The organism is Janthinobacterium sp. 67 (genome assembly GCF_002797895.1).
Lineage (GTDB): Bacteria > Pseudomonadota > Gammaproteobacteria > Burkholderiales > Burkholderiaceae_D > Janthinobacterium.
Genome location: NZ_PGES01000001.1, coordinates 1,913,866 through 1,937,373, shown reverse-complemented (window position 1 = coordinate 1,937,373; position 23,508 = coordinate 1,913,866). Strand labels below are relative to the sequence as shown.

20 protein-coding genes are annotated in these 23,508 nt (G+C 63.5%); 11 read left to right on the top strand and 9 right to left on the bottom strand.

Annotation, left to right across the window (positions count from 1 at the left end; genetic code table 11):
* Positions 1-203 precede the first annotated feature (203 nt).
* Both CLU90_RS08660 and CLU90_RS08655 read left to right on the top strand, forming a co-directional pair.
* Positions 204-803, top strand: coding sequence for a transglutaminase-like domain-containing protein (locus tag CLU90_RS08660; RefSeq protein ID WP_100427699.1), 600 nt, complete (start codon positions 204-206; stop codon positions 801-803).
* 15 nt (positions 804-818) lie between these two features.
* Positions 819-1,601 (top strand): DUF4349 domain-containing protein, encoded by a 783-nt coding sequence (locus CLU90_RS08655; protein WP_092714307.1) that lies wholly within the window; start codon positions 819-821, stop codon positions 1,599-1,601.
* Between the two features lie 75 nt (positions 1,602-1,676).
* Here CLU90_RS08655 and CLU90_RS08650 read toward each other — a convergent pair whose 3' ends face one another.
* Complete coding sequence (locus CLU90_RS08650) at positions 1,677-1,871, bottom strand: hypothetical protein (RefSeq protein WP_139178297.1); 195 nt, start codon at positions 1,869-1,871, stop codon at positions 1,677-1,679.
* 309 nt (positions 1,872-2,180) lie between these two features.
* Here CLU90_RS08650 and urtA point away from each other — a divergent pair, with 309 nt between their 5' ends.
* The 5 genes from urtA to urtE all read left to right on the top strand — a co-directional run bounded on the left by urtA (position 2,181) and on the right by urtE (position 7,792).
* Positions 2,181-3,434, top strand: a complete 1,254-nt coding sequence (urtA, locus tag CLU90_RS08645; protein WP_092714311.1) for an urea ABC transporter substrate-binding protein — start codon at positions 2,181-2,183, stop codon at positions 3,432-3,434.
* A gap of 125 nt (positions 3,435-3,559) precedes the next feature.
* Positions 3,560-5,146, top strand: coding sequence for an urea ABC transporter permease subunit UrtB (gene urtB, locus CLU90_RS08640; RefSeq protein WP_100427698.1), 1,587 nt, complete (start codon positions 3,560-3,562; stop codon positions 5,144-5,146).
* Positions 5,143-6,264, top strand: a complete 1,122-nt coding sequence (gene urtC, locus CLU90_RS08635; protein ID WP_100427697.1) for an urea ABC transporter permease subunit UrtC — start codon at positions 5,143-5,145, stop codon at positions 6,262-6,264. Before urtB ends, urtC begins: the two co-directional genes overlap by 4 nt.
* Complete coding sequence (gene urtD / locus CLU90_RS08630) at positions 6,261-7,091, top strand: urea ABC transporter ATP-binding protein UrtD (protein ID WP_100427696.1); 831 nt, start codon at positions 6,261-6,263, stop codon at positions 7,089-7,091. Before urtC ends, urtD begins: the two co-directional genes overlap by 4 nt.
* Positions 7,092-7,093: 2 nt before the next feature.
* Positions 7,094-7,792, top strand: coding sequence for an urea ABC transporter ATP-binding subunit UrtE (gene urtE, locus CLU90_RS08625; RefSeq protein WP_100427695.1), 699 nt, complete (start codon positions 7,094-7,096; stop codon positions 7,790-7,792).
* Positions 7,793-7,794: 2 nt separating this feature from the next.
* Here the strand turns inward: urtE and CLU90_RS08620 are convergent, their stop codons facing one another.
* The 3 genes from CLU90_RS08620 to CLU90_RS29675 form a co-directional block, all read right to left on the bottom strand.
* On the bottom strand, positions 7,795-8,379 hold the full coding sequence (locus CLU90_RS08620) for a chromate transporter (RefSeq protein WP_100427694.1): 585 nt from the start codon (positions 8,377-8,379) through the stop codon (positions 7,795-7,797).
* On the bottom strand, positions 8,376-8,963 hold the full coding sequence (locus CLU90_RS08615; RefSeq protein WP_092714323.1) for a chromate transporter: 588 nt from the start codon (positions 8,961-8,963) through the stop codon (positions 8,376-8,378). The genes CLU90_RS08620 and CLU90_RS08615 overlap by 4 nt, the downstream gene beginning before the upstream one ends.
* Positions 8,964-9,043: 80 nt before the next feature.
* Positions 9,044-9,220 carry a hypothetical protein gene (locus CLU90_RS29675; protein WP_198511176.1) on the bottom strand — a complete coding sequence of 59 codons (177 nt, stop codon included), beginning with the start codon at positions 9,218-9,220 and terminating at the stop codon, positions 9,044-9,046.
* A 254-nt stretch (positions 9,221-9,474) separates the two neighbouring features.
* Here CLU90_RS29675 and CLU90_RS08610 point away from each other — a divergent pair, with 254 nt between their 5' ends.
* The gene (locus CLU90_RS08610; RefSeq protein WP_223278779.1) at positions 9,475-9,696 is read left to right on the top strand and encodes a hypothetical protein; all 222 of its coding nucleotides are present in this window, start codon (positions 9,475-9,477) and stop codon (positions 9,694-9,696) included.
* Between the two features lie 416 nt (positions 9,697-10,112).
* Here the strand turns inward: CLU90_RS08610 and CLU90_RS08605 are convergent, their stop codons facing one another.
* Together CLU90_RS08605 and CLU90_RS08600 are read right to left on the bottom strand one after the other, a co-directional pair.
* On the bottom strand, positions 10,113-10,712 hold the full coding sequence (locus tag CLU90_RS08605; RefSeq protein WP_232731136.1) for a response regulator: 600 nt from the start codon (positions 10,710-10,712) through the stop codon (positions 10,113-10,115).
* A 362-nt stretch (positions 10,713-11,074) separates the two neighbouring features.
* The gene (locus CLU90_RS08600; protein ID WP_100427693.1) at positions 11,075-11,623 is read right to left on the bottom strand and encodes a phosphohydrolase; all 549 of its coding nucleotides are present in this window, start codon (positions 11,621-11,623) and stop codon (positions 11,075-11,077) included.
* Positions 11,624-11,813: 190 nt separating this feature from the next.
* Between CLU90_RS08600 and CLU90_RS08595 the strand changes: the two genes are divergently transcribed.
* Complete coding sequence (locus tag CLU90_RS08595; RefSeq protein WP_232731135.1) at positions 11,814-14,951, top strand: NAD(P)-binding protein; 3,138 nt, start codon at positions 11,814-11,816, stop codon at positions 14,949-14,951.
* 2 nt (positions 14,952-14,953) lie between these two features.
* Positions 14,954-15,865, top strand: a complete 912-nt coding sequence (locus CLU90_RS08590) for an alpha/beta hydrolase (protein ID WP_100427692.1) — start codon at positions 14,954-14,956, stop codon at positions 15,863-15,865.
* Here the strand turns inward: CLU90_RS08590 and CLU90_RS08585 are convergent.
* The gene (locus CLU90_RS08585; RefSeq protein ID WP_232731134.1) at positions 15,850-18,738 is read right to left on the bottom strand and encodes a hybrid sensor histidine kinase/response regulator; all 2,889 of its coding nucleotides are present in this window, start codon (positions 18,736-18,738) and stop codon (positions 15,850-15,852) included. The two genes, CLU90_RS08590 and CLU90_RS08585, sit on opposite strands and share 16 nt — an antisense overlap.
* 156 nt (positions 18,739-18,894) lie before the next feature.
* Here CLU90_RS08585 and CLU90_RS08580 point away from each other — a divergent pair, with 156 nt between their 5' ends.
* Complete coding sequence (locus CLU90_RS08580) at positions 18,895-19,524, top strand: LysE family translocator (protein ID WP_092714327.1); 630 nt, start codon at positions 18,895-18,897, stop codon at positions 19,522-19,524.
* On the opposite strand, the gene CLU90_RS08575 is transcribed toward CLU90_RS08580, so the two are convergent.
* Positions 19,487-20,209, bottom strand: a complete 723-nt coding sequence (locus tag CLU90_RS08575) for a YceI family protein (RefSeq protein WP_232731133.1) — start codon at positions 20,207-20,209, stop codon at positions 19,487-19,489. The genes CLU90_RS08580 and CLU90_RS08575 overlap by 38 nt on opposite strands.
* A gap of 564 nt (positions 20,210-20,773) precedes the next feature.
* Positions 20,774-23,485, bottom strand: a complete 2,712-nt coding sequence (locus CLU90_RS08570) for a M1 family metallopeptidase (RefSeq protein WP_100427691.1) — start codon at positions 23,483-23,485, stop codon at positions 20,774-20,776.
* Positions 23,486-23,508: the final 23 nt, after the last annotated feature.

Below are 23,508 nucleotides of genomic sequence, written 5' to 3'. Positions count from 1 at the left end.
TCGCAGGGTAGTGCCTGTGCCGGGCCTGTACGGCCGGCTGCGTTTGCCCGCATGATACCAGCTACCGGGCCGGCGCCAAAGTCGCCGCCGCCCGCGCAGCCAGTCCGGCGCGTGGATTTTCTTTGTTCCTGCGCAAAGAAACGGTGAATGTTGCGCCGCTTCGACTAAAATCGCGCATTATCTTTTCGCCTTGCCTTTATGCCATGTCTACCGACTTTTCCCCCTATCTAGGCAGCAGCCTGTATATCGACAGCGACCATCCGGCCGTGCGCGCCAAGGCGGCCGAACTGGCGGCCGGTACCGTGGGCGACGCCGCCATCGCGGCCCGCTGCTTTGCCTTCGTGCGCGACGAGGTGGCCCACAGCTGGGATTACAAGCGCAATCCCGTCACTTGCCGCGCTTCCGACGTCTTGCAGCATGGCACGGGATACTGTTATGCGAAGAGCCATCTGCTGGCCGCGCTGCTGCGCGCCAACGGCATTCCCGCCGGCCTGTGCTACCAGCGCCTGGCTGTCGGCGAAGTGGGGCCGCCATTTTGCCTGCATGGTTTGAATGCCGTGTATCTGCAGGAGTTTGGCTGGTACCGCATCGATGCGCGCGGCAACAAGCCCGGCGTCGATGCCGCCTTCACGCCGCCACGCGAGCAGCTGGCCTTTCCCGTGCTGGCGCCCGAGGAACGCGACTTGCCGGAAATCTGGGCGGAACCGCTGCCGCAGGTGGTGGCGTCGCTGACGCAATACGCCACCGTGCAGGACGTGGCGGCGCACTTGCCCGATATCACATTGCTGCCGCTGCAAAAATAATCCAGGAAAAAAATCATGAAAAAAGTGTATGTGGGTCTGATCGGCCTAATGCTGCTGGCCGGTTGCGGCGGCAAGGGCGAGAGCGGCGGGCAATCGAGCGCCGCGCGTCTCGATGGCAAGGAAAAGGGCAGCGAGTTTCTGGCCTATGAACATAATGTCGGCGTCGATACGCGCGAGGCGCAAGTGCGGCCCCTGTATGAAAAAGTGGTCGCCGCCTGCAAGGCCGATACGGAAAACGGCTGTCTGCTGCTCGATTCCAGCCTCGACAGCGGCCGCTACGTGCACGCGCGCATCAGCATGCGCGCCAAGCCGGCCGGCATCAAAAAGCTCGTCGCGCTGGTCGCGGCCGAAGGCGACGTCACCAGCCAGGGCACCAAGGTGGAAGACCTGGGCCGGCCCGTGCTTGACAGCAAGAAACGCCTGGAGATGCTCAGACAATACCAGGCCCAGCTGCAAGACCTGGAAAAACGCTCGGGCACGAATGTCGATGCCCTGATCAAGGTGACCAAGGAACTGGCCACCGTGCAAGTCGAGCTGGAGCAGGCGACGGCGGCCGACGCGCTGTTGATGCAGCGCATCGACACGGACTTGCTGAACGTGGCCATCAGCGCCGAAGGCAAACAATCGTTCTGGACGCCCGTCAAGCGCTCGCTGGGCAATTTCACGGACAACCTGTCGGAAGGCGTGGCCAACGCCATCACGGCCATGGCCTACATCCTGCCGTGGCTGATCGCTTTCGTGCTGCTGTTCCCGCTGGGACGCAAGGGCTGGCGCCGTTTGCGCGGCATCAAGCGCTAGGCGCGCACCGCAGATGTGAACAGGGCCTGCGCGCGGCAGGCCCTGGAGCGGCGTTACATGCTTGCCGCAGCTTGATCAAGCGTGATGGTTCGAAGTGTTGGCAGACACGACTTCGGCCGCTTTTTTCGGGCGTTTCTTGATATTGCTGCCCGTACTGCCTTCATCGTCGACCTTGACCTGGCTCGTGCTGATGCCACCCGCCGGGGCCGTAGGTGCGGCGCATGCGCTCAACAGCAACAGGGCGCACGCGCCCGCGATCATATTTTTCATGAGTGAACTACCTAAGTGAGTGAAGTAAAGGGAAAGAAGCAAGTACCGCGCTGATTTCATGTTTACTTACGCCGCCAGGCAATGCGACGCAAGAGAGTCATATCTTAGTGCGCTTATCAAGAAAGCTCAATTAGTTTTTAGATAATTCCGGATTCCCCAGGAAGTGGCGCTGCTGCACCAAAACGGTGGGCCGCGCGCCACCCTGTCTCCCAGTGCTCTCCACTGCAGGGCAATGTACCTGGCATGCATTCTGCTTTAACAACATCGTATGCCCAGCTCGACCCTCACGAACCCATCACAGGAGTCCCCATGTCACGACGCATCATCCTGAAAGCGGCCGCCGCCGGCGCACTGGCCCTGGCCACGTCCACCTATATGCAGGCAGCCCTGGCCGCCGATACGATCAAGGTGGGCATTTTGCACTCGCTGTCGGGCACCATGGCCATTTCCGAAACGTCGCTGAAAGACGTGGCCTTGATGACGATTGCCGAGATCAATGCCAAGGGCGGCGTGCTGGGCAAGAAGCTCGAGCCTGTCGTCGTCGACCCGGCGTCGAACTGGCCTTTGTTCGCGGAAAAAGCGCGCCAGCTGGTGGCGCAGGACAAGGTTGCCGTCGTGTTCGGCTGCTGGACATCCGTGTCGCGCAAATCCGTCTTGCCTGTGTTCAAGGAACTCAACAGCCTGCTGTTTTACCCGGTGCAATACGAAGGCGAGGAACTGGAAAAGAACGTGTTTTATACGGGCGCCGCGCCGAACCAGCAGGCCATTCCCGCCGTGGAATACCTGATGAGCAAGGATGGCGGCGGCGCCAAGCGCTTCGTGCTGCTGGGCACGGATTATGTGTATCCGCGCACCACCAACAAGATCCTGCGCGCCTTCCTGAAAAGCAAGGGCGTCAAGGATAGCGATATCAGCGAGGTCTACACGCCGTTCGGCCATGCCGACTATCAAACCATCGTCGCCAACATCAAGAAGTTTTCCACGGGCGGCAAGACGGCCGTCATTTCCACCATCAATGGCGACTCGAACGTGCCGTTCTACAAGGAACTGGGCAATGCGGGCTTGAAAGCCACGGATGTGCCTGTCGTCGCGTTTTCCGTGGGAGAGGAAGAGTTGCGCGGCATCGATACCAAGCCGCTGCTCGGCCACCTGGCGGCGTGGAATTACTTTGAATCCGTCAAGAACCCCGTGAATGCCGCGTTCATCAAGCAGTGGAAGGCCTATGCCGTGGCGCAAAAACTGCCGAACGCGGGTTCGGTCGTGACGAACGACCCGATGGAAGCGACCTATGTCGGCATCCACATGTGGGCGCAAGCCGTGGAAAAGGCCAAGTCGACGGACACGGACAAGGTGATCGCCGCCATGGCCGGCCAGAGCGTCAAGGCGCCGTCCGGCTTCACCCTGACCATGGATGCGACGAATCACCACCTGCACAAGCCCGTGATGATCGGCGAGATCAAGGCTGATGGGCAATTCAATGTCGTGTGGAAAACCAAGGAACCGATACGCGCCCAGCCGTGGAGCCCGTTTATCAAGGGGAATGAGGGCAAGCAGAAGTTATAGGGCGCTATTACCCACCAGCAAATGCCGGGGTCGGACCCTGAGGGACTAGGCGTCCCCATCCGACCCCAGTCCTCGCCTTTGGGGTAAGCGAACTCGCCCCGTGCAGTTTTTCCATGGAACTTACAATGAGGTTCATCCCCAAACTGCTGGTCCTCGCCTGCCTGCTGTTCTCCCCATTGGCGCAGGCAGCCATTTCCCCCGACCTGCTCAAACCCCTATCCGGCGACGACCCCGATACCAGGGTCGCCGCCGTCGCGCAGATCGCCGCCCTGGCCACGCCCGAGGCGGCCAGGGTACTGCAAGCCTTGCAGGACGATCAGCTATATGCCGCACCCGACGGCAAGGTCTACATCGTCGACGGCGAGCAGGCGTATGACCCGTCGACCAGCAAGAGCGTGCCGCTGCCCGAGGGCATCGACGGCATCATGGTCAACAACCGCTTGCGCTCGGCCGTGGCGGGCGCTTTGTCTGGGCTGAAACTGCTGGCGCCCGAGCGGGCCACGCGGCTGGCCGCTGCGCAGGCGCTGCAGCAATCCGTCGATCCGGCGCAGTTGCCCCTGATCCACAAGGCGCTGGCGCAAGAGAGCGATGCCGAGATCCACCAGATATTGCAAGTGCTGATCGCCAGCGCCAACCTGCACGCGCCAGACGCCGCCACGCGCAAGCAGGCCGTGCAAGATCTGGCGGGCAGCAGCGATGCCCGACTGCTGCCCGTGCTGCAAGCCATGCTGGAGAAAGGCGGTGAACCGGACGAAGAAGTGCAGCTGGCCGCCATCGACACCATGGGTCAGATCAAGGGACGAGTGGCGCGCATGGAATTCGCCGGCAACGTGTTCTACGGCATTTCTCTGGGCAGCGTGCTGCTGCTGGCCGCCTTGGGGCTGGCCATCACCTTCGGCTTGATGGGCATCATCAATATGGCGCATGGCGAATTGCTGATGATAGGCGCGTACACGACGTATCTGTGCCAGCTGTTCTTCCGCACCTATCTGCCTGGCCTGCAGGATGCCTATCTGCTGGCCGCCTTGCCGGCCGCCTTTTTCGTCGCGGGACTGGTGGGCGTGGCGCTTGAGCGCACGGTCATCCGCTGGCTGTACGGGCGGCCGCTGGAAACCCTGCTGGCCACCTGGGGCATCAGCCTCATCCTCATGCAGACGGTGCGCACGATCTTCGGCGCGCAAAACGTGGAAGTGGCCAATCCCGCGTGGATGTCGGGCGGCCTCACGGTGCTGGGCGGCCTCGTGCTGCCGTACAACCGGCTGGCCATCATCGGCTTTGCCTTTGTCGTCGTCATGGCCGTGTGGCTGATTCTCAACAAGACACGGCTGGGCCTGTTCGTGCGGGCCGTGACGCAAAACCGCCGCATGGCCGATTGCGTGGGCGTGGCCACGGGCAAGGTCGACATGCTGACCTTCGGCCTCGGCTCCGGCATCGCCGGGCTCGGTGGCGTGGCCCTGTCGCAGCTGGGCAATGTGGGGCCGGACCTGGGCCAAAGCTACATCGTCGATTCCTTCATGGTGGTGGTGCTCGGTGGCGTGGGCCAGCTGGCCGGCACCGTGATCGCCGCGCTGGGGCTGGGCGAAGTGAACAAATTCCTCGAACCGGTGGCGGGTGCCGTGCTGGCGAAGATCGCCATTCTCGTGTTCATCATCATTTTCATCCAGCGCCGGCCGCAGGGCCTGTTTGCCATGAAGGGACGCAGCGTCGAATGACTTCCTCCTATCAATCCAAGCAGGGCCTGTTCACGCGGCCCGTCTGGCTGGCCATTGCCGCATGCACGCTGCTGGCGGCGCTGTTGCCGACTTTTAATCTGGCGTTTGCCGAAGGCCATGCGCTGCACGTGTCCGCCTATACGGTGGCGCTGGTGGGCAAGTTCATGTGCTATGCGCTGGCCGCGCTGGCGCTGGACCTCGTCTGGGGCTACACGGGCATCCTGTCCCTGGGCCACGGCGTGTTCTTTGCCTTGGGCGCGTATGCGCACGGCATGTATCTGATGCGCGCCATCGGCGACCAGGGCCAGTATCACAGCAGCTTGCCCGATTTCATGGTCTTTCTCGACTGGAAAACCTACCCCTGGTACTGGGCTTTCACGGAACATTTCTGGTACTGCATGGCGCTCGTCGTGCTGGTGCCGGGCGTGCTGGCCTTTGTCTTCGGTTACTTTGCGTTTCGCTCGCGCATCAAGGGCGTGTATTTTTCCATCATCACGCAGGCGATGACGTATGCCTTCATGCTGCTGTTTTTCCGCAATGACACTGGCTTTGGCGGCAACAACGGTTTCACGGACTTCAAGACCATCCTTGGCCACGACATCACGGCGCCCGCCACCCGGGCCGTGCTGTTCCTGCTGACCCTGGCCTTCCTGCTGGCGGCCTTGATCGGCGCACGCGCCATCGTCCGCTCGAAACTGGGCAGGGTGCTGCAGGGCGTACGCGACAGCGAAGCGCGCTTGATGTTCCTCGGCTACAACCCGCTGTGGTTCAAGCTGTTCGTATGGACCTTGTCGGCCGTGCTGTGCGGCATCGCCGGCGCCCTGTACGTGCCGCAGGTGGGCATCATCAACCCGTCCGAAATGTCGCCGGCGAACTCCATCGAAATGGTCGTGTGGGTGGCCGTCGGCGGACGCGGCACCTTGATCGGTCCCATCCTGGGCGCTTTTACCGTCAACGGCTTGAAAAGCTGGTTCACGGCCGCCTTGCCGGAACTGTGGCTGTTCGCGCTGGGCCTGCTGTTCATCGTCGTCACCCTGTTCATGCAGCAAGGCATGCTCGGTGTGTTGAGCAAGCTCAAACGCAGGAAAACGGCCGTCGTGGCAGAGGAGGCCGCATGAGTATCCGCATGTTGCCCGGCATGGCCGGCACGGAAACGGGCGCCAGCTATTCGCGCGTCAAAGGCGAGGGCGTCGACACGAGGCATGGCGCGATTTTGTACCTGGAAGACATCAGCGTGTCCTTCGACGGCTTCAAGGCCATCAACAAGCTCAGTCTCGATATTTCCGTGGGCGAATTGCGCTGCATCATCGGTCCGAATGGCGCGGGCAAGACGACGATGATGGATGTGATCACCGGCAAGACGCGGCCCACCTCCGGCACGGCCTGGTTTGGCCAGACCATGAATCTGGCCACCATGACGGAGGCGCAGATCGCCCACGCGGGCATCGGGCGCAAGTTCCAGCGTCCCACCGTGTTCGAGCAGCACACGGTGTTCGATAATTTGGAACTGGCGATGAAGATGGACAAGCGCGTGGCGCCCACCCTGTTTGCCCGTTTGACGTCCGAGCAGGCGGACAGGATCGAAGCCATCTTGCGCCTGATCCGCCTCAACGGCCACGAGGCGCGGCCGGCCGGTTTGCTGTCGCATGGGCAAAAGCAGTGGCTGGAAATCGGCATGCTGCTGATGCAGGAGCCGCAGCTGATCTTGCTCGATGAACCCGTGGCCGGCATGTCGGACGCGGAAACGGCGCGCACGGCGGAATTGCTCAATGAGTTGCGCGGCAAGCATTCGATCATGGTGGTCGAACACGACATGGGTTTTGTGACGGACATTGCCCAGCAAGGCATCGTCACCGTGCTGCATGAAGGTTCCGTGCTGGCGCAGGGCCGCATGGACGAAGTGCAGGCCGACGAGCGCGTCATCGAAGTCTATCTGGGAAGGTAACTATGCTGGAAGTCGAGCAATTGAATCAATACTATGGCTCCTCGCACACCTTGCGCGGCATCAGTTTGTCGGCGCGCAAGGGCGAATGTCTCGCCTTGCTTGGGCGCAATGGCGTGGGCAAGACGACCTTGCTCAAATGCCTGATGGGCGTGCTGCCCGTGGCGCAGGGCAAGGTGGTGTTCCAGGGGCGCGATATCACGAAGCTGACGCCGCATGCGCGGGCCAAGCTGGGCATCGCTTACGTGCCGCAGGGGCGCGACATCTTTGCGCGCCTGACGGTCGAGGAAAACTTGCTGATGGGCATGGCGGTGAAGCGGGGCAGGCAGGCGTCGCGCATCGATCCCCACGTGTATGAGCTGTTTCCAGTGCTCAAAGAGATGCTGCAGCGGCGCGGCGGCGATTTGTCCGGCGGACAACAGCAGCAACTGGCCATCGCCCGCGCCCTGCTGGCCGAGCCGCATTTGATCATCTTTGACGAGCCGACGGAAGGCATACAGCCCTCCGTCATCAAGGATATCGGCAGGGTCATTTCATTGTTGAAACAGCGCGGCGACATGGCCATCGTGCTGTGCGAACAGTATTTCGACTTTGCCCGCGAACTGGCCGACGAATTCATCGTGCTGTCGCGCGGCAGCGTGGTGGCCGGCGGCAAGGCGGCGCAGATGGATGGCGAGGACGTGAAGCGCCACCTGGCCGTGTGAGGTCAGACGAGCTGGAACCAGCCCAGCACGGCGCCCGCCGCCAGCAGCCACAACAAATGGATCTTCGTGCGCCAGATGAAGAGGCCGGTGATGATGGACAGGCTCCACAGGGGCCAGTCCGTGCGGATGTCGTGGTTGGCGCCGCCCAAAATCATGCCCGTGGAAATCAGGAGGGCGACGACGATGGGCGCCATGCCTTGCTTGAAGGCGCGCACGGGGAGCAGGTCGCGGTTGCGGTAGCCCCACTGGGCCGCCACGTAGGTCAGGGTGGTGCTGGGCAGCATGATGCCCACCATGGTGATGAACACGCCCAGGTAGGCGGCCGTGTAGCTGCCCGCGTTCATGCCCACGTTCCAGCCCATCAGGGCGACGAACAGCACGTTCGGGCCGGGCGCGGCCTGGGCGATGGCAATCGATTCGTTGAATTGCGCCTGCGTCAGCCAGCCGTGCTGCTCGACGAGGAAGCGGTGCATTTCGGAAGTGGTCGAAATGGCGCCGCCGATCGACATCAGCGACAGCATCAGGTAGTGGCCGAACAGGTTCAGCCAGTCGCCCGCGCTCAGCACCAGTTGCAGGGGCGGATTCATGTGGACAGCTTTCGATACGTGAGCAGGCAGCCGATGCCGCCCAGGCCCAGCAGGATGTACAGCAGGGGCCAGCGCAGCACGGCCACCATCAGCACGCCCAGCACGGTGATGGACAAGGTCAGCCACAAGGGCAGCGGATGCTTGGTCAGCGCCGTCGCCAGTTTCACGCCCGTGGCGGCGATCATGCCGGCCGAGACGGCCGCCATGCCGCGCAGGGCGCCCGCCATGTGCGGATTGTCACCAAAGCGCGTGTACAGCACGCCCAGCACGAGGACGATGACGAGCGGGGCGGTCAGCATGCCGGCCAGCGCCGTCAGCGCGCCTTTCAAGCCGAAATAGCGCCCGCCCACCATCAGGGACAGGTTGACGACGTTCGGCCCGGGCATGATTTGCGCAACGGCCCAGTCTTCGAGGAATTCCTCCTGCGTCAGCCAGCGCTTGCGCTCGACCATTTCGCGCTGGATCACGGCCAGCACGCCGCCAAAGCCCTGCAGGGCCAGCCAGGTGAACGAGAAGAACAGGTCGGCAAGCGAAGCTGGTTGCGGACGGGGCAGGTCGGGCGGAAAGGTGGAAGGTGCGGGCATGGCTGATTATCGCCGTGCCTGCTTCGCCTTGTCCATGCTTATGTCCGTACTTATTTCCCTTGCCCGTGTCCAGGCATGGTTCAGCCCCCGCCGATGCCGGCGATGACTAGGCCCGTGCCCCCGCACATGGGGCAGGGCAGGCCATCGGCCATGGCGCCCCGGCCCTGGCAATGCGTGCAGACGTTTTCACCGGTACCGGGCGTGCCTGGAGGGGCCACGTCGCCGGGATTTTTCGCTGGTTCGGGTGTTGTATTCATGTCGTCTCTCCTCGTCCATGCCGCGCGATGGCAGCCAGTCCATACTAGGCTGGCGACAGGCACCGTATTTGATCTGTCTTAGGCGTGCGGCCTTGTGTATCAGAAAAAAACTGCATGGGAATAACTGGCTGGCATTGACATCGCGCGTTTTTCGGCAATACTTTCGCTGTCACTCTTCCGCGCTGCCATCCGGCGCGGCACCGTTTTCCGCCGCCATTTCCCGCCACGTCTGTCTTCCGCAGGAGTCATTCATCATGCTGAGTTCCCAAGAAACCTTGCACATGCCCGTCAAGCCAGTGGCGCTGCACGCCCGCGTCGACCAGAAGATGTGCGATATCGTCAATCTGGGCATCGCCGTGCAGGCTGCCTTCAGCACCTTGTGCGCGCTGGAATACCTGAAGTCATACAATGTCGCCCCGGAGCTGATCGAGCGCGTGCTGCTGCATCCGGAGCAGCGCCGCCAGACCGTGCATTGAATATCCACACGGCAATTGTGTTGCCGGCAGCGTTAAGCCGGCGTTGTCGGATTGATCATTACTGCTCAGTTATGCACAAATGATGGGTTAACGAAATTGGCGAAATAATTTTCCTGTGATTATGTGTGAGTTTCTAAGTGTTTGATTTTAATGGATTTTATTTTTGCTGTTTGATTGAGCAGTTTATTGAAAGCCGCACCGGCTGTGGCTTTGAAGGCTGTCAATAGGGCCTTATCCACAAAGATATCCACAGTCCGTGTGGATATCTGAAAAAGCGCTTAACAATCCGCCACTTAGGAAATCGGGGTCGGCCAGCGAGTGCAAGCGGCGGGCAAAACGGGCCAAAATGGGGCATCCGGGAAGCCTGTATGCCTATCCAGTGCTCGTGTTTTTATGACTGAAAGTAGTGGCCGTGTTCAGGGCGTACCGCCGGCCGGCTTCGGTGGCGTATCGCCGCACTGGGCCAGGGCGGCGGCCAGTTCGGCGACTTGCTGCTCCGCTTCGCGCAAGGTGGCATAGGTGCGCAGCGAGGCGATCACGGTGGTAAACAACTTGCGCGTGGTCAGGTCGGTCTTGCACCAGAAATCGTTGATGTCGTAATCGATGATGATGCGGTGCTCGAGCGCCTGGCCGGGCTGGCCCGTGCGCAGGATGATGCGCACGGCGCTGTTGTGCAGCTCCTCGCGGATCTGGCGGGCCACTTGCAGCCCCGCATCCTGGGTTTCCATGATCACATCGAGCAGCACGACGGCGATATCGGGTGTGCTGCGCAGCAAGGCCAGCGCCTCGGCGCCCGAATACGCGTGCAAAAAGCTCAGCCTGCGGCCCTGGAAGCTGGCCTGGCTGAGGGCGAACTTGGTCACCACGTGCACATCGACATCGTCATCGACGATCAGCACGCGCCATGGCGCCGCGGTGGCAGATTCCGCCGCTGCGCCTGCCCGTTCCAGCGGCTCGTCGACCAGCCAGTCCGGTTCGTCCGCCCCCTTGGCGGCGCTATCGCTATCCATATTCATGCGTCCATCCACCGTTGATCGTGCTTGCTACTCCACACTATGCCAGTCTGCGGGGTTTGTCAAAACAATGCTGTTCAGACAAGACGGTCTGGCGCCGGATCTGCTTATGCACAGAAAAATATATTTTCATTGTGGTGAAGTAACTTTGCTCAGGTGCAAATTCGTGATTGCAAGTCATTGATTTCATTGGGGTAAAAAATTGCCTGTGAAATCAGCAAATTGTTGAAACCCGCATCAATACTGGTGTTGCGGCTTGTCAAGAGGGGCTTATCAACAACTTTATCCACAGTTGCTGTGGATATCTAAAAAAGCCGTGCAAAAACCGGAGCTTAGCCCCCGTTTGTGAGGCAAGGTGCCAGCATTCATACGGCAAGCTCAAGCCCGCCCAGCTGGGCGAATGCATGCAGGAAGCGCTGCTTGGCTTCTGCCGGACCCATGGCTTCGATTATACCGGGCAAGGGTGCGATGCCGTCAAGGTAAGCCCAGCGTTCGGCCGAGTGCGGCATCAGGTCGCGCTTTTCCGTGGCCAGCGCGATCAGGTCGGCCCGCTTGATGGGCGCGTAATCGGAAAAATCCAGGCCATAGGTGGCGGCGATGATGGCGCTGACCTTGTCTTCCAGCACGGCAAATTCCGGCAACAACACTTTCAAGGGTTTCACCATGTCGCCCAGATAGGCTTCGGCCGCATCGTGCAGCAGGGCGGCCAGGCGCAGGGGCGGCGGCACCAGTTCGGCGACGATCAGGCTGTGCTGGGCGACCGAGTAAAACACTTGCGTCTGTCCATTGAAGCGGCACTGGTAGGCGAGGCCGTGGGCGATGTCCTCGATGGCGACCTTGTCGATATGCGGGCGCAAGGGATAAAAACGGTTGCCTGAATAAGTGGAAACGTAGTCGGTGGTAATCATTGCCATGGCATGCTGCTCGGAACGGTCAAGATGCTTCATCGTACACCCGATGGCATGGGCTTGCCCCGGCTGCCGTGCGCAAGCCTACGCTATGCATCTTGGCAAATCCTTTAATTTATTTCATATCATGCAATGCTGTTTCTGAAATACACTGTAGCAATCTTGTTTGTCTGAAACTTTAATTGGGGGCAGGGCAATGACGGCGCAACCTTCGGCAAGACCTTCGTATATCTATCAGGGCGGTTCGGTGATGATGCACTCGCCGCTGCAATTGAAACAGTCGGAAATGTATGGCTATTTCGTCAGGGGCGACCTGGCCAAGCTGCAAGCGACCGTGAATACCACCCTGAACCAGGTGGCGGGCAGCAAGATGACACTGAAGGCCCTGTCGCCGTATGTGATGCTGACGTTTACGCGCGTCAACCATGCGGATTCCGCCAACCCCGTCGACCAGGCCAAGGGCTGGATCACGGAAGTCGACATCGTCACCTGGATCATGGTCGGCCAGATGGATGAGCAGGGCAAACTCGCGCATATCTATTGGTACCCGTGCCATATTTTCGTCGATGACGCGATGGCCCTGATCAACGGGCGCGAACTGTTCGGTTATCCGAAATACCTGTGTGACTACGAGATTCCCGCCGCCGGCAGCGAGCCGCTGCGCTGTTCCGTGGCCGCCAAGGGCTTCCAGCATTTTTCGCCGGAAACGAAACTGGCCCTGCACCCGCTGCTGGAAGTCAACGCCACCGTCCAGACGGGGCCGCACAAGCCCGTCAACAGTTTCCTGGAACTCATCGAGCAGGCGTTCCAGATTTTCCTCTCCATTCCCGATTTCTTCGACATGGACCAGGCCGGCTGGGCCGATATTCTGTCCTTGCTGCGCAATCCGCGCATCGACCAGATTTTCCTCAAGCAATTCCCCGACAGCGCGGGCGTGAAAGCCGTGTACCAGGCCCTCGTGGCCGCGCCGGCCGAGATCAACCGTTTGCACAGCGCGCGCCTGCTCGGCTATGAATATGAATGCACGGTGCATGCGTTTGACAGCTTTCCGCTGGACCAGACCCTGGGCTTGCGGCTGGGACCGCAGGCGGCTATCTTGCCCTTCAATGTGAACTTCGATTTCACGGCCATGCCGGGCGAGGAGCTGGTCGACAATTCCCGCATCGCGCCGGAAAAGATCGCCATCCTGGGCGGCGGCGTGGCGGCCATGACCACCGCGTATTATTTGACGAACCAGCCGGGCTGGCAAAACCGGCATGCCATCACCGTCTACCAGCTGGGCTGGCGCCTGGGCGGCAAGGGCGCCAGCGGGCGCAATGCGCAAGCAGGCCAGCGCATCGAGGAGCACGGCCTGCACATCTGGTTCGGCTTCTACGCGAACGCCTTCAAGATGATCAAGGAAGCATATGCGAGCCTGGAGCGTCCGCCCGGCGCGCCGCTGGCCACCTGGCGCGACGCCTTCAAGCAGCACGATTACGTGGCCCTGTCGGAAGACGTCAAGGGGCAGTGGCGCAACTGGTCCATCGTCTTTCCCACCTTGCCGGGCGAGCCGGGCGAGGGCGGCGAAGACATCACGCTGTGGCAGATGGCCATCGCGATGGTGGGCTGGATCGAGCAGTGGATACGCCAGATCCGGCAAGTGGCCGATGCCGATGCGCGCATCGTGCGCGCCAGCGCCTCGCAGGGAGAGGGCGTGTGGCCGGGCTGGCTGCGCCGCCTGGCCGATGAAGTGGTGGGGCAGGCCGATGAACTGGGGCTGGACGTGGGCCTGTCCGTCGGCGCGATGGTGGCGCTGGTGGCCGACCTGGCGCCCGATTCCACGCGCCACGACCAGGCCCGCCACCAGCTGCTGGCCAGCACCCTGAACGGCATCCGCGCGTGGCTGCGCCTGCGCTACCGCGCCCTGATCGATGGCGACGATGAATTGCGCCGCCTGTTCACCTGCCTGGACCTGGGCATCACGGTCATGAAGGGCATGTTCGAGGACGGCGTGTTCAAGAACGGCTTTGACGTCATCAACGATATCGATTTCCGTGCCTGGCTGAGAAAACATGGCGGCGACGAGCAGTTCAGCGTCAACTCGGCGCCCGTGCGCGGTTTCTACGACCTGGTGTTTGCCTACGAAGGCGGCGATTTTTCCAGGCCGAACATCGAGGCGGGGACGCTCTTGCGCTCGATGGCGCGCATCGGCCTGGCCTACAAGGGCGGCATCATGTTCAAGATGCAGGCCGGCATGGGCGACACGATTTTCACGCCGATGTACGAAGTGCTGAAGAAAAGGGGCGTGGAATTCAAGTTCTTCCAGCGCGTGGAAGAGCTGGTGCCGGGCGCGGGCGACATCGACAGCATCCGCATCACGCAGCAGGTGCAATTGAAGGATCCGGCCGCCGGCTACGCGCCGCTGGTGGATGTCAAGGGCCTCGATTGCTGGCCCAGCGCGCCCGACTATGCGCAGATCGAACCGGCCGAGGCCGCGCTGCTGCAGGCGCAGGACGTCAACCTGGAATCGTACTGGAGCGCTTGGCCGCAGCAGTACCGGCAGACGTTCGGCCGCGCGCTGCCCGCCACGGTATTGAAGAAGGGCGTGGACTTCGACAAGGTGGTGTTCGGCATTTCCATCGGCTCGCTGCAAGCCTTGTGCCCGCAATTGCTGGCGCAAAGCCCGGCCCTGCAACTGGCGGCCGACAAGGTACAAACCGTGGCCACGCAGGCTTACCAGGTGTGGCTCAACAAGAATCTGGCGCAGATGGGCTGGACCACGCAGCCGCAAGGCCAGCAGCCGGTGCTGTCGGCTTTTACTGAGCCATACGACACGTGGGCGCCGATGGATCAGTTATTGGCGCGTGAAGACTGGCCGGCGGGGCTGGAGCCGAAAAACGTCTCGTATTTTTGCAGCGCCTTCCCCGTCGACAGCTACCCGCCCGTCACCGACACGGATTTCCCGGCCCGCTGCGCGGCCAGGGCGAAGCAGGGCGCGCTGCACCAGCTCGAGCGCGAGATCGGCGCGCTGTGGTCGGAGGCGGGCGCGCCGGGCGCGTTTCCATGGCAATGGCTGGTCGATGCGCAGGAGGGGGCGGGACCGGCGCGCTTCGACAGCCAGTACTGGCGCGCCAACGTCGACCCGTCCGAGCGCTACGTGATGTCGGTGGTGGGCAGCACGCAGTACCGGCTGGCCACCGACCAGTCAGGGTTCAGCAACCTGTTCCTCACGGGCGACTGGATCAGGACGGGCCTCAACGCGGGCTGCGTCGAGGCGGCCGTGATGGCGGGGATGCAGACGTCGCGCGCCATGACGGGCTATCCGGCCGTGATCCAGGGCGAGAAGGATTTCTAGCCATGCGGCGCCTGATGCTGTCGTGTCTAGTCCTGTTCCACTTGCACGCGGGCGCGGCGCCGCCCGGCGCGATCGTGCTGTGGCCGGGCGCGCCGCCCGGTGGCGCGGCGCCGGGCCCGCAGCGCGACAGCGCCAAGGGTTCCATCACGCAGGTCAAGCAGCCTTACCTGATCGTGCACCGCCCGGCGCAGCCGAACGGCATCGCCATTCTGCTGGTCAGCGGCGGCGGTTATGCGCATATCGAGGCGGGCAAGGAGAGCGGCCCCACCGCCAACTGGCTGCAAACGCAGGGCGTCACGGCGTTTGAACTCGTGTACCGCTTGCCGCAGGAAGGCGGCGGGGTGGTCGCGCCATTCCAGGATGGCCAGCGCGCCATGCGCGTGATCCGTGCGCGCGCCGCCGAGTGGCATATCGACCCGGCGCGCATCGGCATGCTGGGGTTTTCCGCCGGCGCGCACCTGGCCGGCATGACGGCCGTGCAGCCCGATGCCGCCCGCTATGCGCCCATCGATGCGATGGATGGCGTCTCCGCGCGGCCCGACTTTGCCGTGCTGCTGTACCCGGTGCTGACCATGCAGCGGCCATTCGACACGACGCATGCGAAGAAACAGCTGCTGGGCGCCCATCCCGCGCAGGCCGCGCGCGACGCCTTGTCGGTGGAATTGCACGTCGATGCGCGCACGCCGCCCACCTTCATCGCGCAGGCGCTCGACGATCCGATTTCACCGCCCGATAACAGTACATTGATGACCGCCGCCCTGCGCCGCGCAGGCGTGCCCGTCGAGCTGCACCAGTTCCAGAGCGGAGGACATGGCTGGGGCCTGGGCAAGCCAGGCAGCGAGCCGGCCGCGTGGCCACGGCTTTTGCTGGCGTGGCTGCAAGCGCATGGCTGGATGCCTCAGCCTGCGGGCTGAGTTTCCAGGTCCCGCCGCGCCGCGTCCAGCGCCGTCTGCAATTGCGGCAAAAACTGTTCCACGTTATCGAGCTGGCCGTTCGAGGCCAGGGTTTCCATCTGGTGGCACAGGCTGTGCAGGGTGGGGCGGCTCAGGTAGCCGGCGCTGCCCTTCAAGGCGTGGAAGGCGGCCGCGGCCGCGCTGGCGTTCCCATCGCGCACGGCGTGGCAAGCCAGGTCCAGGCGCCGCGGCGCTTCCGTCAGGAACGCTTGCGCGATGCGCTGCAAGTGCTGCGGCGACAGTCCCGCCAGCGGCAGAATGTGCACGGGCGCCGTCATGGGATCGGCCGGCGCGGCTGGTTCGGCGGCGTCGTCCAGGCCGAACTGGCGCGCCAGGGTATCGTCTGCGGTGGGCGCGGCAGGCGGCAGCGCGTGGCCGCGCGCCAGCAGCAGGTCGATGATGGCGTCGATCTTTTCGAACAGCAGCGCTTCGTCGACGGGTTTGCTGAGGAAGTCGTCCATGCCGGACGCCAGGTAGCGCTGCCGGTCATGTTCGCTGGCGTTGGCCGTCAGCGCAAGGATGGGAATCTGCGCGTCGGGGATCGGGAATTGCGCGTTGCCGCCTGCGCGGATCAGGCGCGCGGCCTGTTCGCCATCCATCTCCGGCATGCGGCCATCCATCAGTACGCAATCGTAGGCGCTCGTGCCCAGCGCGCGCAGCGCCTGCTCGCCGTTTTCCACGATGGTGACCTCGTGACCCATGCTTTCGAGCAGGGTGCCGATGATGATCTGGTTAGTGCGCACGTCTTCGGCGCACAGGATGCGCAGGCGGCAGGCGTGGCGCGCGTGGCGTGCGGGCCGGCGCGCGTCGGCCGCCGGCGCGCTGCCGTCTTCCAGCGGCAAGGTGAAATGGAAGCGCGAACCGATGCCGACCCGGCTTTCCACGCCTATTGTGCCGTTCATCAGTTCGACCAGCTCCTTGCAGATGGCCAGGCCCAGGCCCGTGCCCCCGTAGCGGCGCGTGGTGGAATGGTCGGCCTGCTCGAATTTCTGGAACAAACGCGGCAAGGTGTCCGCGTCGATGCCGGGGCCTGTATCGCTGATGATGAATTCAATGGCGCTGCGCCCGTCCTGGCGCGGCGGCGTGCGGGCGCGCCGCACTTCCAGCAGTACTTCGCCATTGGCCGTGAATTTCAGCGCGTTCCCCAGCAGATTGATGAGAATTTGCCGCAGCCGCGTGGGGTCGGCGCGCACGTAGCGCGGCAGGTCCAGCGCCAGTTCGCGGCGCAGCAGCAGGCTCTTGGCGTCGGCCTGGCCCTGCACGATGCCGGCCGCGTCGCCGATCAGCGCCAGCAGGTCGAAGTCCACGGTTTCCAGGGTCAGTTTGCCCGCGTCGATCTTCGAGAAATCGAGGATGTCATTGAGGATGGTCAGCAGCGACACGCCATTGTGCAGACCGATGCGCAGGTATTCCTGCGTGCGGCCGCGCACGGACTGGTCGCGCAGCGCGAATTTCAGCATGCCGATCACGCCGGCCAGCGGCGTGCGGATGTCGTGGCTCATGGCGGACAGAAAATCGATGCGGTGGCGGCTGACCACTTCCGCGTGCTCCTTGGCCTTCAGCAGCGCGTCGTTGCTGAGGGTGAGCGCCAGGGTGCGTTCCTGCACGCGCTGTTCCAGGTTATTGCGCAGCAATCGGATCTGGTCGGCCAGGGCAAAGGCCAGCAGCAAGCCGTCAAAGGTGCCGCCCAGCAAGGTCACCAGCTGGGCGTTGGCGACCATGGCCGGCATCAGGCCCAGGTTGGCCGGCAGGATCAGGAAACCGGGCAGCATCAGGGCGACGAAGGCCAGCACGAAGAAGCGCGCCGGCTGGTAGCCGCGGCGCCAGACGACGATGCCGCAGATGAGCGCCAGCAGCATCCAGATGCTGATGGCGATGGTGGCCAGGGTGTGCGCATACGACAGGGCGAAGAAGCAGCTCGGCAGCAGCAGCAGGGGCAGCACCAGGTTGATCTTGCTGATGCCGTGCAGACGGGGCGAGTAGTCGCGCAGGCGCAGGAAATGCATGTAGAACAGGGTGCTGAAGACGGGCAGCAGGAAAAACGGCACGTAATGGAGCTGCAGCTGGTGCCAGTCGAACAGGTCGGCAAAGACGTGGAAGGTCATGGCCCAGGCCAGCCCGTACGTCAGCACATACAGCGCGTAATAGGCCGAGGCTTTTTCCAGGGTGATGGAAAAGATGAAGAAATTGAACAGGCCCAGCGCCAGCAGGGCGCCGATGGACGCCACCATCAGGAAATTTTCCTTGCCCACCAGCTTGCGGTAATCCTGCTGCGTCTTGACGCCGAACATGGGCGCGCGCGCGTAATACGGGCTGGAAAAGCGGATCAGGATGTCATATGTGGCGCCCGGCGCCAGCTGCACGTTCCCGCCGTAGTGCAGCAAATACTCGTGCGGCCGCTGGTAACCGGTCAGCAAGATCTGCGGCGCCGTGTGCGGCCCGGGGCCGTACACGTACACGTCCACCAGGTCGATCAGCGTGTCGTTCGGGTCGATGACCCAGGCCGCTTCGCTGCTGTCGTTGCGCACCTGCGCATGCAGCCAGTAGGCGCCGCCGAACAGGTCGACCTGGTCGGCAGGGCGCTGGCGCGCCAGCCAGGCGGGCAGGGCGGTGGCGTCGGCAGGCGCGGCTTCATTGTCGGCGAGAAACAGTTGCCCGCCATCGCCCAGGTGATGGATGCCTTGCTTGCTCAGGGGAATGGGAGCGGCCTGCGCCGCACCCGCCAGGCCCAGCAAGCCGAACAGCAGGCTGAGCAGGAGCGGCCAGCCGCATAGCCAGGCGCTGACGCGGAAGCTGGGCGCGCGGTGGCGGGAGGGGGGCGGGTGGGCTGGCATCGATGGATATGGTGATGATCGCGCGGGAACCGGCGGCAGCGCCGTGTGCTATGGAATGCCCATTTTAATCGACTCTTGGTGACACACGGGCAATTTCATGTCCTGTCCGCCTGGCGCCCGCTCCGGTATCATGGCGCCTTTGCCCGCGAGATACTCATGCTCAGTCCCGACCAGTTTCTGGCCTTTCTGGCCGCCGCCGTGTTGATCACCGCCAGCCCCGGCCCCGACAACCTGATGGTGCTGGGCGTGGGCATGTCGCGCGGGCGCCGCCAGGGCATGGCCTTCGGCCTCGGTTGCGCCCTCGGCTGCCTCACGCACACGGTGCTGGCGACCATCGGCGTGTCGGCCCTGCTGGCCGCCTCGCCCACGGCATTTACCATGCTGAAAGTGGCCGGCGGGCTGTATCTTGTGTGGCTGGGTATCGGCGCCTTGCGTAGCCGTGGCGGCGCCAGAGTCGATGGCGCGGCGGCCTTGCCCGATGAATCCCTGCTGCGTCTTTTTGGCAAGGGATTGTTCGCCAACAGTATCAATCCGAAAGTCGTGCTGTTTTTCCTGTCGTTCCTGCCGCAGTTCATCGTCGCGGGCCAGGGCAGCGCCAGCTGGCAGACGGCACAGCTGGGCCTTGTCTTCACGGCGCAGGCCTGCGTGCTGTTCGGTCTGCTCGGCTATTTTTCCGGCGCCGTCGGCCTGTGGCTGAATCGCCGTCCGCGTGCGGGCCTGTGGCTGGACCGGGTGGCCGGCACGATTTTCATCGGCCTGGGCTTGCGATTGATCCTGGCGCGCTGACGTCTTGCCGAGCGGTAATGCGAAACGCCAGTTCCATCTGATCCTGCACGGCCATGGCGCCGCCCAGGATGGCGAAAGGCACGATGCCGAAGTCGCTCTGTTTCAATAGCAGGCTGCCGCTGGCCTGCAGGCGGCGTCCACCGGCCGTTTCTTCAATGCGCACCGGCAGCTGTACCGTGCGCGTCACGCCATGCAGGGTGATGTCGGCGTCGAACACCTGCTTGTCGCCCGTGCGCCGTGCGTCGATGCCGACCCACGGATAGCGTTCCGCCTCGAGCACGCGCACCAGCATATTGTGGCGCGTGCCGGCGATGGCGTCGGCCGACGGCGTCGTCGTCAAACCGGCCGCCTGGCGCAGGCTTGCTTCGTCCACAGTCATCTCGTCGAGCCGGAAACGGAACTGCGCGCGTCCCGGCGCGGGCGCCACGACGCCCTGCAGGGTATGGCTGGCCACCACGTGGTCATGCCCGAGCCGCGCCAGCGCACCGCCGCGGCGCACGGTGATGGTCAGCAGCGATTCGTCGGGCGCGATGTGCAGCAGCTGCACGCCGGGCCGCTGCCACGGCGGTGCCGGCATGGAGGCAGCGGCGGCCGGTGCAGGAGCTGGTGCGGGCGGCAAGGGCGTGCAAGCGGCCAGCACGGCGCAGGCAAGCAGAAAAACGGTACGAAGATTCTGGCTGAACATGGGGCGGATGGAATAGATGGAACAAGGGGATGGGTGATGGGGGAATAGTACGCGATCCGCGCATTGGTGCGCGTGCAATGTTAGAGCTACGTCATATGGCGGTCATATGACGCTGTTATGATGCTTTTGTTGGCACACAGCATGCGATGCGCAGATCACTACGCTCCGGGAGCGATAGGATGCAGGCATGACTCAACAGCTTAGCCGGTGAGCTCAACCATCGGCACCAGACACGTAAAACTTGTTTTGTAGTAATGATTGCAGGGTGGGGCAGGGGAAATACGGGAATCGGGCGGGGATTTAATGAAGTCCTAAGCCTGTCTTCATGAAGGGCTGGCATAGTGGATACATGGCGCACGGAAACCCCGGGCGCAAGGTTGCCGGACACCTCAATGACCGGCACGATTTCCACTTTTTCATGTGTTTTTCATGTATTCCCGTTTTATCCCTGCGCTCTGAAACAGCGTTTCAACCGGCTACCGCACCTTGCGAAGCCGGTTTTTTTTGCCTGCGTTTTCCTCAGCTCCCGGCGCCGCAGCGCCGCGGTGCCGGGAAGCCAATCACTTAGCCCGCCTGTTTCGCCAGCCACGCATCGACGGCCGGCAGCCGTTCGGCGCGCAGCTTGATGCGGTACTTGATGCCGGCCACGGAACTGTCGGCGTCGCCGCGCGCGCCGGCCGGCAGGTGCGCTTGCGCGTACGCTTCCAGCTTGGCGATCATGTCCGGCTGCGCCGAACCGGCGGCCAGGCGGGGGAAGTAGCGGCTGCGCGAGCTGGCGTCGATGCGCGCATTGACTTGCTCCAGGTGGGCCAGGGCGAAGTCGAAGGCCAGTTCCGGATGCGTGCGGGACACGCGCGAGATCATGGCCGGACTATTCGTTACGCCCGGTTCGTCCGTCATCGCCAGGGCCAGCGCGCGCTGCGCCAGGGCGGGATCGTCGCTCGAGGCCAGCAGGTCGTACAGCTGGTTCTTGACCAGCGGCGTCTGCTCCTGTCGCGCCCTGGCGTGCAGCTGCTCCCAGGTGCTCTCGTCCGCATGCTGCGCCACCACGCCCAGGATGGTGCGGCGCAATGGCGCGGGCATGGCGGCCTGCTCACCGGCCTGTTCGCTGGCCGCGTAACGGCGGCGCGCCTCGGCGATCACGCCCGGTTCGCCCATGTCGCCGAGGATGGCGATCAGTTGTCCGCGCAAGGTCGCCACGCTCGATGCTTCGCCCGCGCGCGCTTCCCAGCCCGTCTGCGCCATCATCGGCGCCAGGCGCGCCACGGCAAAGCGGCCGAAGGCCTGCTGGCGCGCTTTGCTTTCCGCGCTGTCGCCGGCATACTGTTCGTACAGGCTGCCCAGTGAGCTGGCCACCTTGCCCAGCACCTGCGGATCGGCCGACAGCGGCGTCGCCTTCACCAGTTCCAGGAAGTCGGCCAGGTTTTGCGCACCGGCCAGGCCCAGCGACTGGCTGTCCGCCAGCAAGCCCAATTGGTCGATCGGCGCCAGGCGCGCGAAGCTGCCCGCCAGCGCGCGCGTGTTGGCCGGCGCGTACACGGTGCGGTAATAGCCGCTCTGGCCCGCGTTCACCAGCAGGGTGCCGCAGCCTGGCACGTTCAAGGTCGCCTTGCCATTCTTGACCAGCACCGTGGCCAGCTTGCCGTTGCCGACCGTCGAGGCGATCACCGGCACTTTCCACGACAGCGGTTTCTTGTTCGGCTGGTCCTTGGAAAATTCCGTCTGCGTCAGGCGCACGCGCGTATTGCCGTTTCTGCACACGGCGTTATCTACCGTGATCATCGGCACGCCCGGCTGCAGGGTGAAATCGTGGGCGATGGCGCTGACAGGCTTGCCGGCGGCCGCATCGACTTCGCGCCACAGGTCGTCGGACACCGTATTGCCATACGCATGCTTGCGCATGTAGTTGCGCACGGCCGTGCGCCACGTATCGGCGCCCACATACGCTTCGAGCATGCGGATCACGGCTTCGCCTTTTTGATAGGTGATGCCATCGAAGGCCTGGCTTGCCTGCTCCACGGTGGCGATGCGCTGCACCACGGGGTGCGTGGTGCGCAGCGCATCCTGGCTCATGGCCGACTCGCGCCCGGCCACGCTGGACAGGGCGGTGTTCCATTCCGGGTGCAAACGCTCCGTCGTGCGGCTTTCCATCCACGAGGCGAAACCTTCGTTGAGCCACAGGTCGTCCCACCAGCGCATGGTGACCAGGTCGCCGAACCACTGGTGCGCCATTTCATGCGACAGGGTGGTGTAGATGTTTTCCTTGTCGGCCTGGGTCGAGATGGCCGGATCGAGCAGCAGGCCGTACTCGAAGGTGAACACGGCGCCCCAGTTTTCCATGGCGCCGAAGAACTGGCTGCGGCCCGGCGCGGCGATGTTGTCGAGCTTGGGCAGCGGGTAGCGCACGCCGAAATAATCGTTGTATTCGCGCAGCAGGGCGGCCGACTCGTCGAGCGCGAAGCGGCTTTGCGCCAGCGCGCCCCGCTTCGTGATGACGCCTATTTCCGTGCCTTCGCTCATGGCCGTGGCCCGCTCGAAGTCGCCCAGGCCGAAGAACAGCAGGTACGTCGACATGCGCGGCGTGGTGGCGAAGTACACGTGCTTCATGCCATGGCCCATCTCCTCGCTGCGGGTAATCGGCATGTTGCCGACAGCTATCTGGCCGCTTGGCACGACCACGTCGAGATCGAAGGTGGCCTTGTAATCCGGTTCGTCCCACGATGGCAGCATGCTGCGCGCGTCCGAGTTCTCGAACTGCGTGTACAGCGCGCGCTGGTGGCCTTCGGGCGTGTCGTAGTCGAGCGAGAACAGGCCAGTGGCCTGCGTGCCGATCTTGCCGGTGTAATCGATGCGCAGCAGGTATTCGCCCTTGTCCAGCGGCTCGGCGAAATGCACGGTGGCCGTCTGCTTGTCCGCATCGAAATCGATCTTGCGCGTCACCTGCTTGCCGCCGCCCGCGCCTTCGATGGCGGCTGCCGAAAACGCCAGGTTCAAGGCGTTGAAGGTGATGCTGGCCGTTGGCTTGTCGACGGCCACCTTGATGGCGACTGCGCCCTTGAAGGTGGAGGCGGCGGCGTCCGGCGTGATCGACACGATATAGTGCAAGGGCGTGACGCCGCGCGGCAGCTGCGTGGTGGTCGTGGCGGCGTGGCTGGCCGAGGCGTACTTTGGCGCTGCGGCGGCGTGGCCCGCATGGGCCGCGGTGATGGAAGCCAGTGCCAGGACGGCGGCGGCCAGTTGGCTGCGCCGGAAGCGCGGAGTCGGTGTGCGATGCATGGTATGCCCTAGTTTCATGGATA

Excerpts from the sequence above, each read along its gene's own strand:
- CLU90_RS08660 (WP_100427699.1), top strand. The coding sequence starts at position 204 with ATGTCTACCGACTTTTCCCCCTATCTAGGCAGCAGCCTGTATATCGAC.
- CLU90_RS08655 (WP_092714307.1), top strand. The coding sequence starts at position 819 with ATGAAAAAAGTGTATGTGGGTCTGATCGGCCTAATGCTGCTGGCCGGT.
- CLU90_RS08650 (WP_139178297.1), bottom strand. The coding sequence starts at position 1,871 with ATGAAAAATATGATCGCGGGCGCGTGCGCCCTGTTGCTGTTGAGCGCA.
- urtA (WP_092714311.1), top strand. The coding sequence starts at position 2,181 with ATGTCACGACGCATCATCCTGAAAGCGGCCGCCGCCGGCGCACTGGCC.
- urtB (WP_100427698.1), top strand. The coding sequence starts at position 3,560 with ATGAGGTTCATCCCCAAACTGCTGGTCCTCGCCTGCCTGCTGTTCTCC.
- urtC (WP_100427697.1), top strand. The coding sequence starts at position 5,143 with ATGACTTCCTCCTATCAATCCAAGCAGGGCCTGTTCACGCGGCCCGTC.
- urtD (WP_100427696.1), top strand. The coding sequence starts at position 6,261 with ATGAGTATCCGCATGTTGCCCGGCATGGCCGGCACGGAAACGGGCGCC.
- urtE (WP_100427695.1), top strand. The coding sequence starts at position 7,094 with ATGCTGGAAGTCGAGCAATTGAATCAATACTATGGCTCCTCGCACACC.
- CLU90_RS08620 (WP_100427694.1), bottom strand. The coding sequence starts at position 8,379 with ATGAATCCGCCCCTGCAACTGGTGCTGAGCGCGGGCGACTGGCTGAAC.
- CLU90_RS08615 (WP_092714323.1), bottom strand. The coding sequence starts at position 8,963 with ATGCCCGCACCTTCCACCTTTCCGCCCGACCTGCCCCGTCCGCAACCA.
- CLU90_RS29675 (WP_198511176.1), bottom strand. The coding sequence starts at position 9,220 with ATGAATACAACACCCGAACCAGCGAAAAATCCCGGCGACGTGGCCCCT.
- CLU90_RS08610 (WP_223278779.1), top strand. The coding sequence starts at position 9,475 with ATGCTGAGTTCCCAAGAAACCTTGCACATGCCCGTCAAGCCAGTGGCG.
- CLU90_RS08605 (WP_232731136.1), bottom strand. The coding sequence starts at position 10,712 with ATGAATATGGATAGCGATAGCGCCGCCAAGGGGGCGGACGAACCGGAC.
- CLU90_RS08600 (WP_100427693.1), bottom strand. The coding sequence starts at position 11,623 with ATGGCAATGATTACCACCGACTACGTTTCCACTTATTCAGGCAACCGT.
- CLU90_RS08595 (WP_232731135.1), top strand. The coding sequence starts at position 11,814 with ATGACGGCGCAACCTTCGGCAAGACCTTCGTATATCTATCAGGGCGGT.
- CLU90_RS08590 (WP_100427692.1), top strand. The coding sequence starts at position 14,954 with ATGCGGCGCCTGATGCTGTCGTGTCTAGTCCTGTTCCACTTGCACGCG.
- CLU90_RS08585 (WP_232731134.1), bottom strand. The coding sequence starts at position 18,738 with ATGCCAGCCCACCCGCCCCCCTCCCGCCACCGCGCGCCCAGCTTCCGC.
- CLU90_RS08580 (WP_092714327.1), top strand. The coding sequence starts at position 18,895 with ATGCTCAGTCCCGACCAGTTTCTGGCCTTTCTGGCCGCCGCCGTGTTG.
- CLU90_RS08575 (WP_232731133.1), bottom strand. The coding sequence starts at position 20,209 with ATGTTCAGCCAGAATCTTCGTACCGTTTTTCTGCTTGCCTGCGCCGTG.
- CLU90_RS08570 (WP_100427691.1), bottom strand. The coding sequence starts at position 23,485 with ATGCATCGCACACCGACTCCGCGCTTCCGGCGCAGCCAACTGGCCGCC.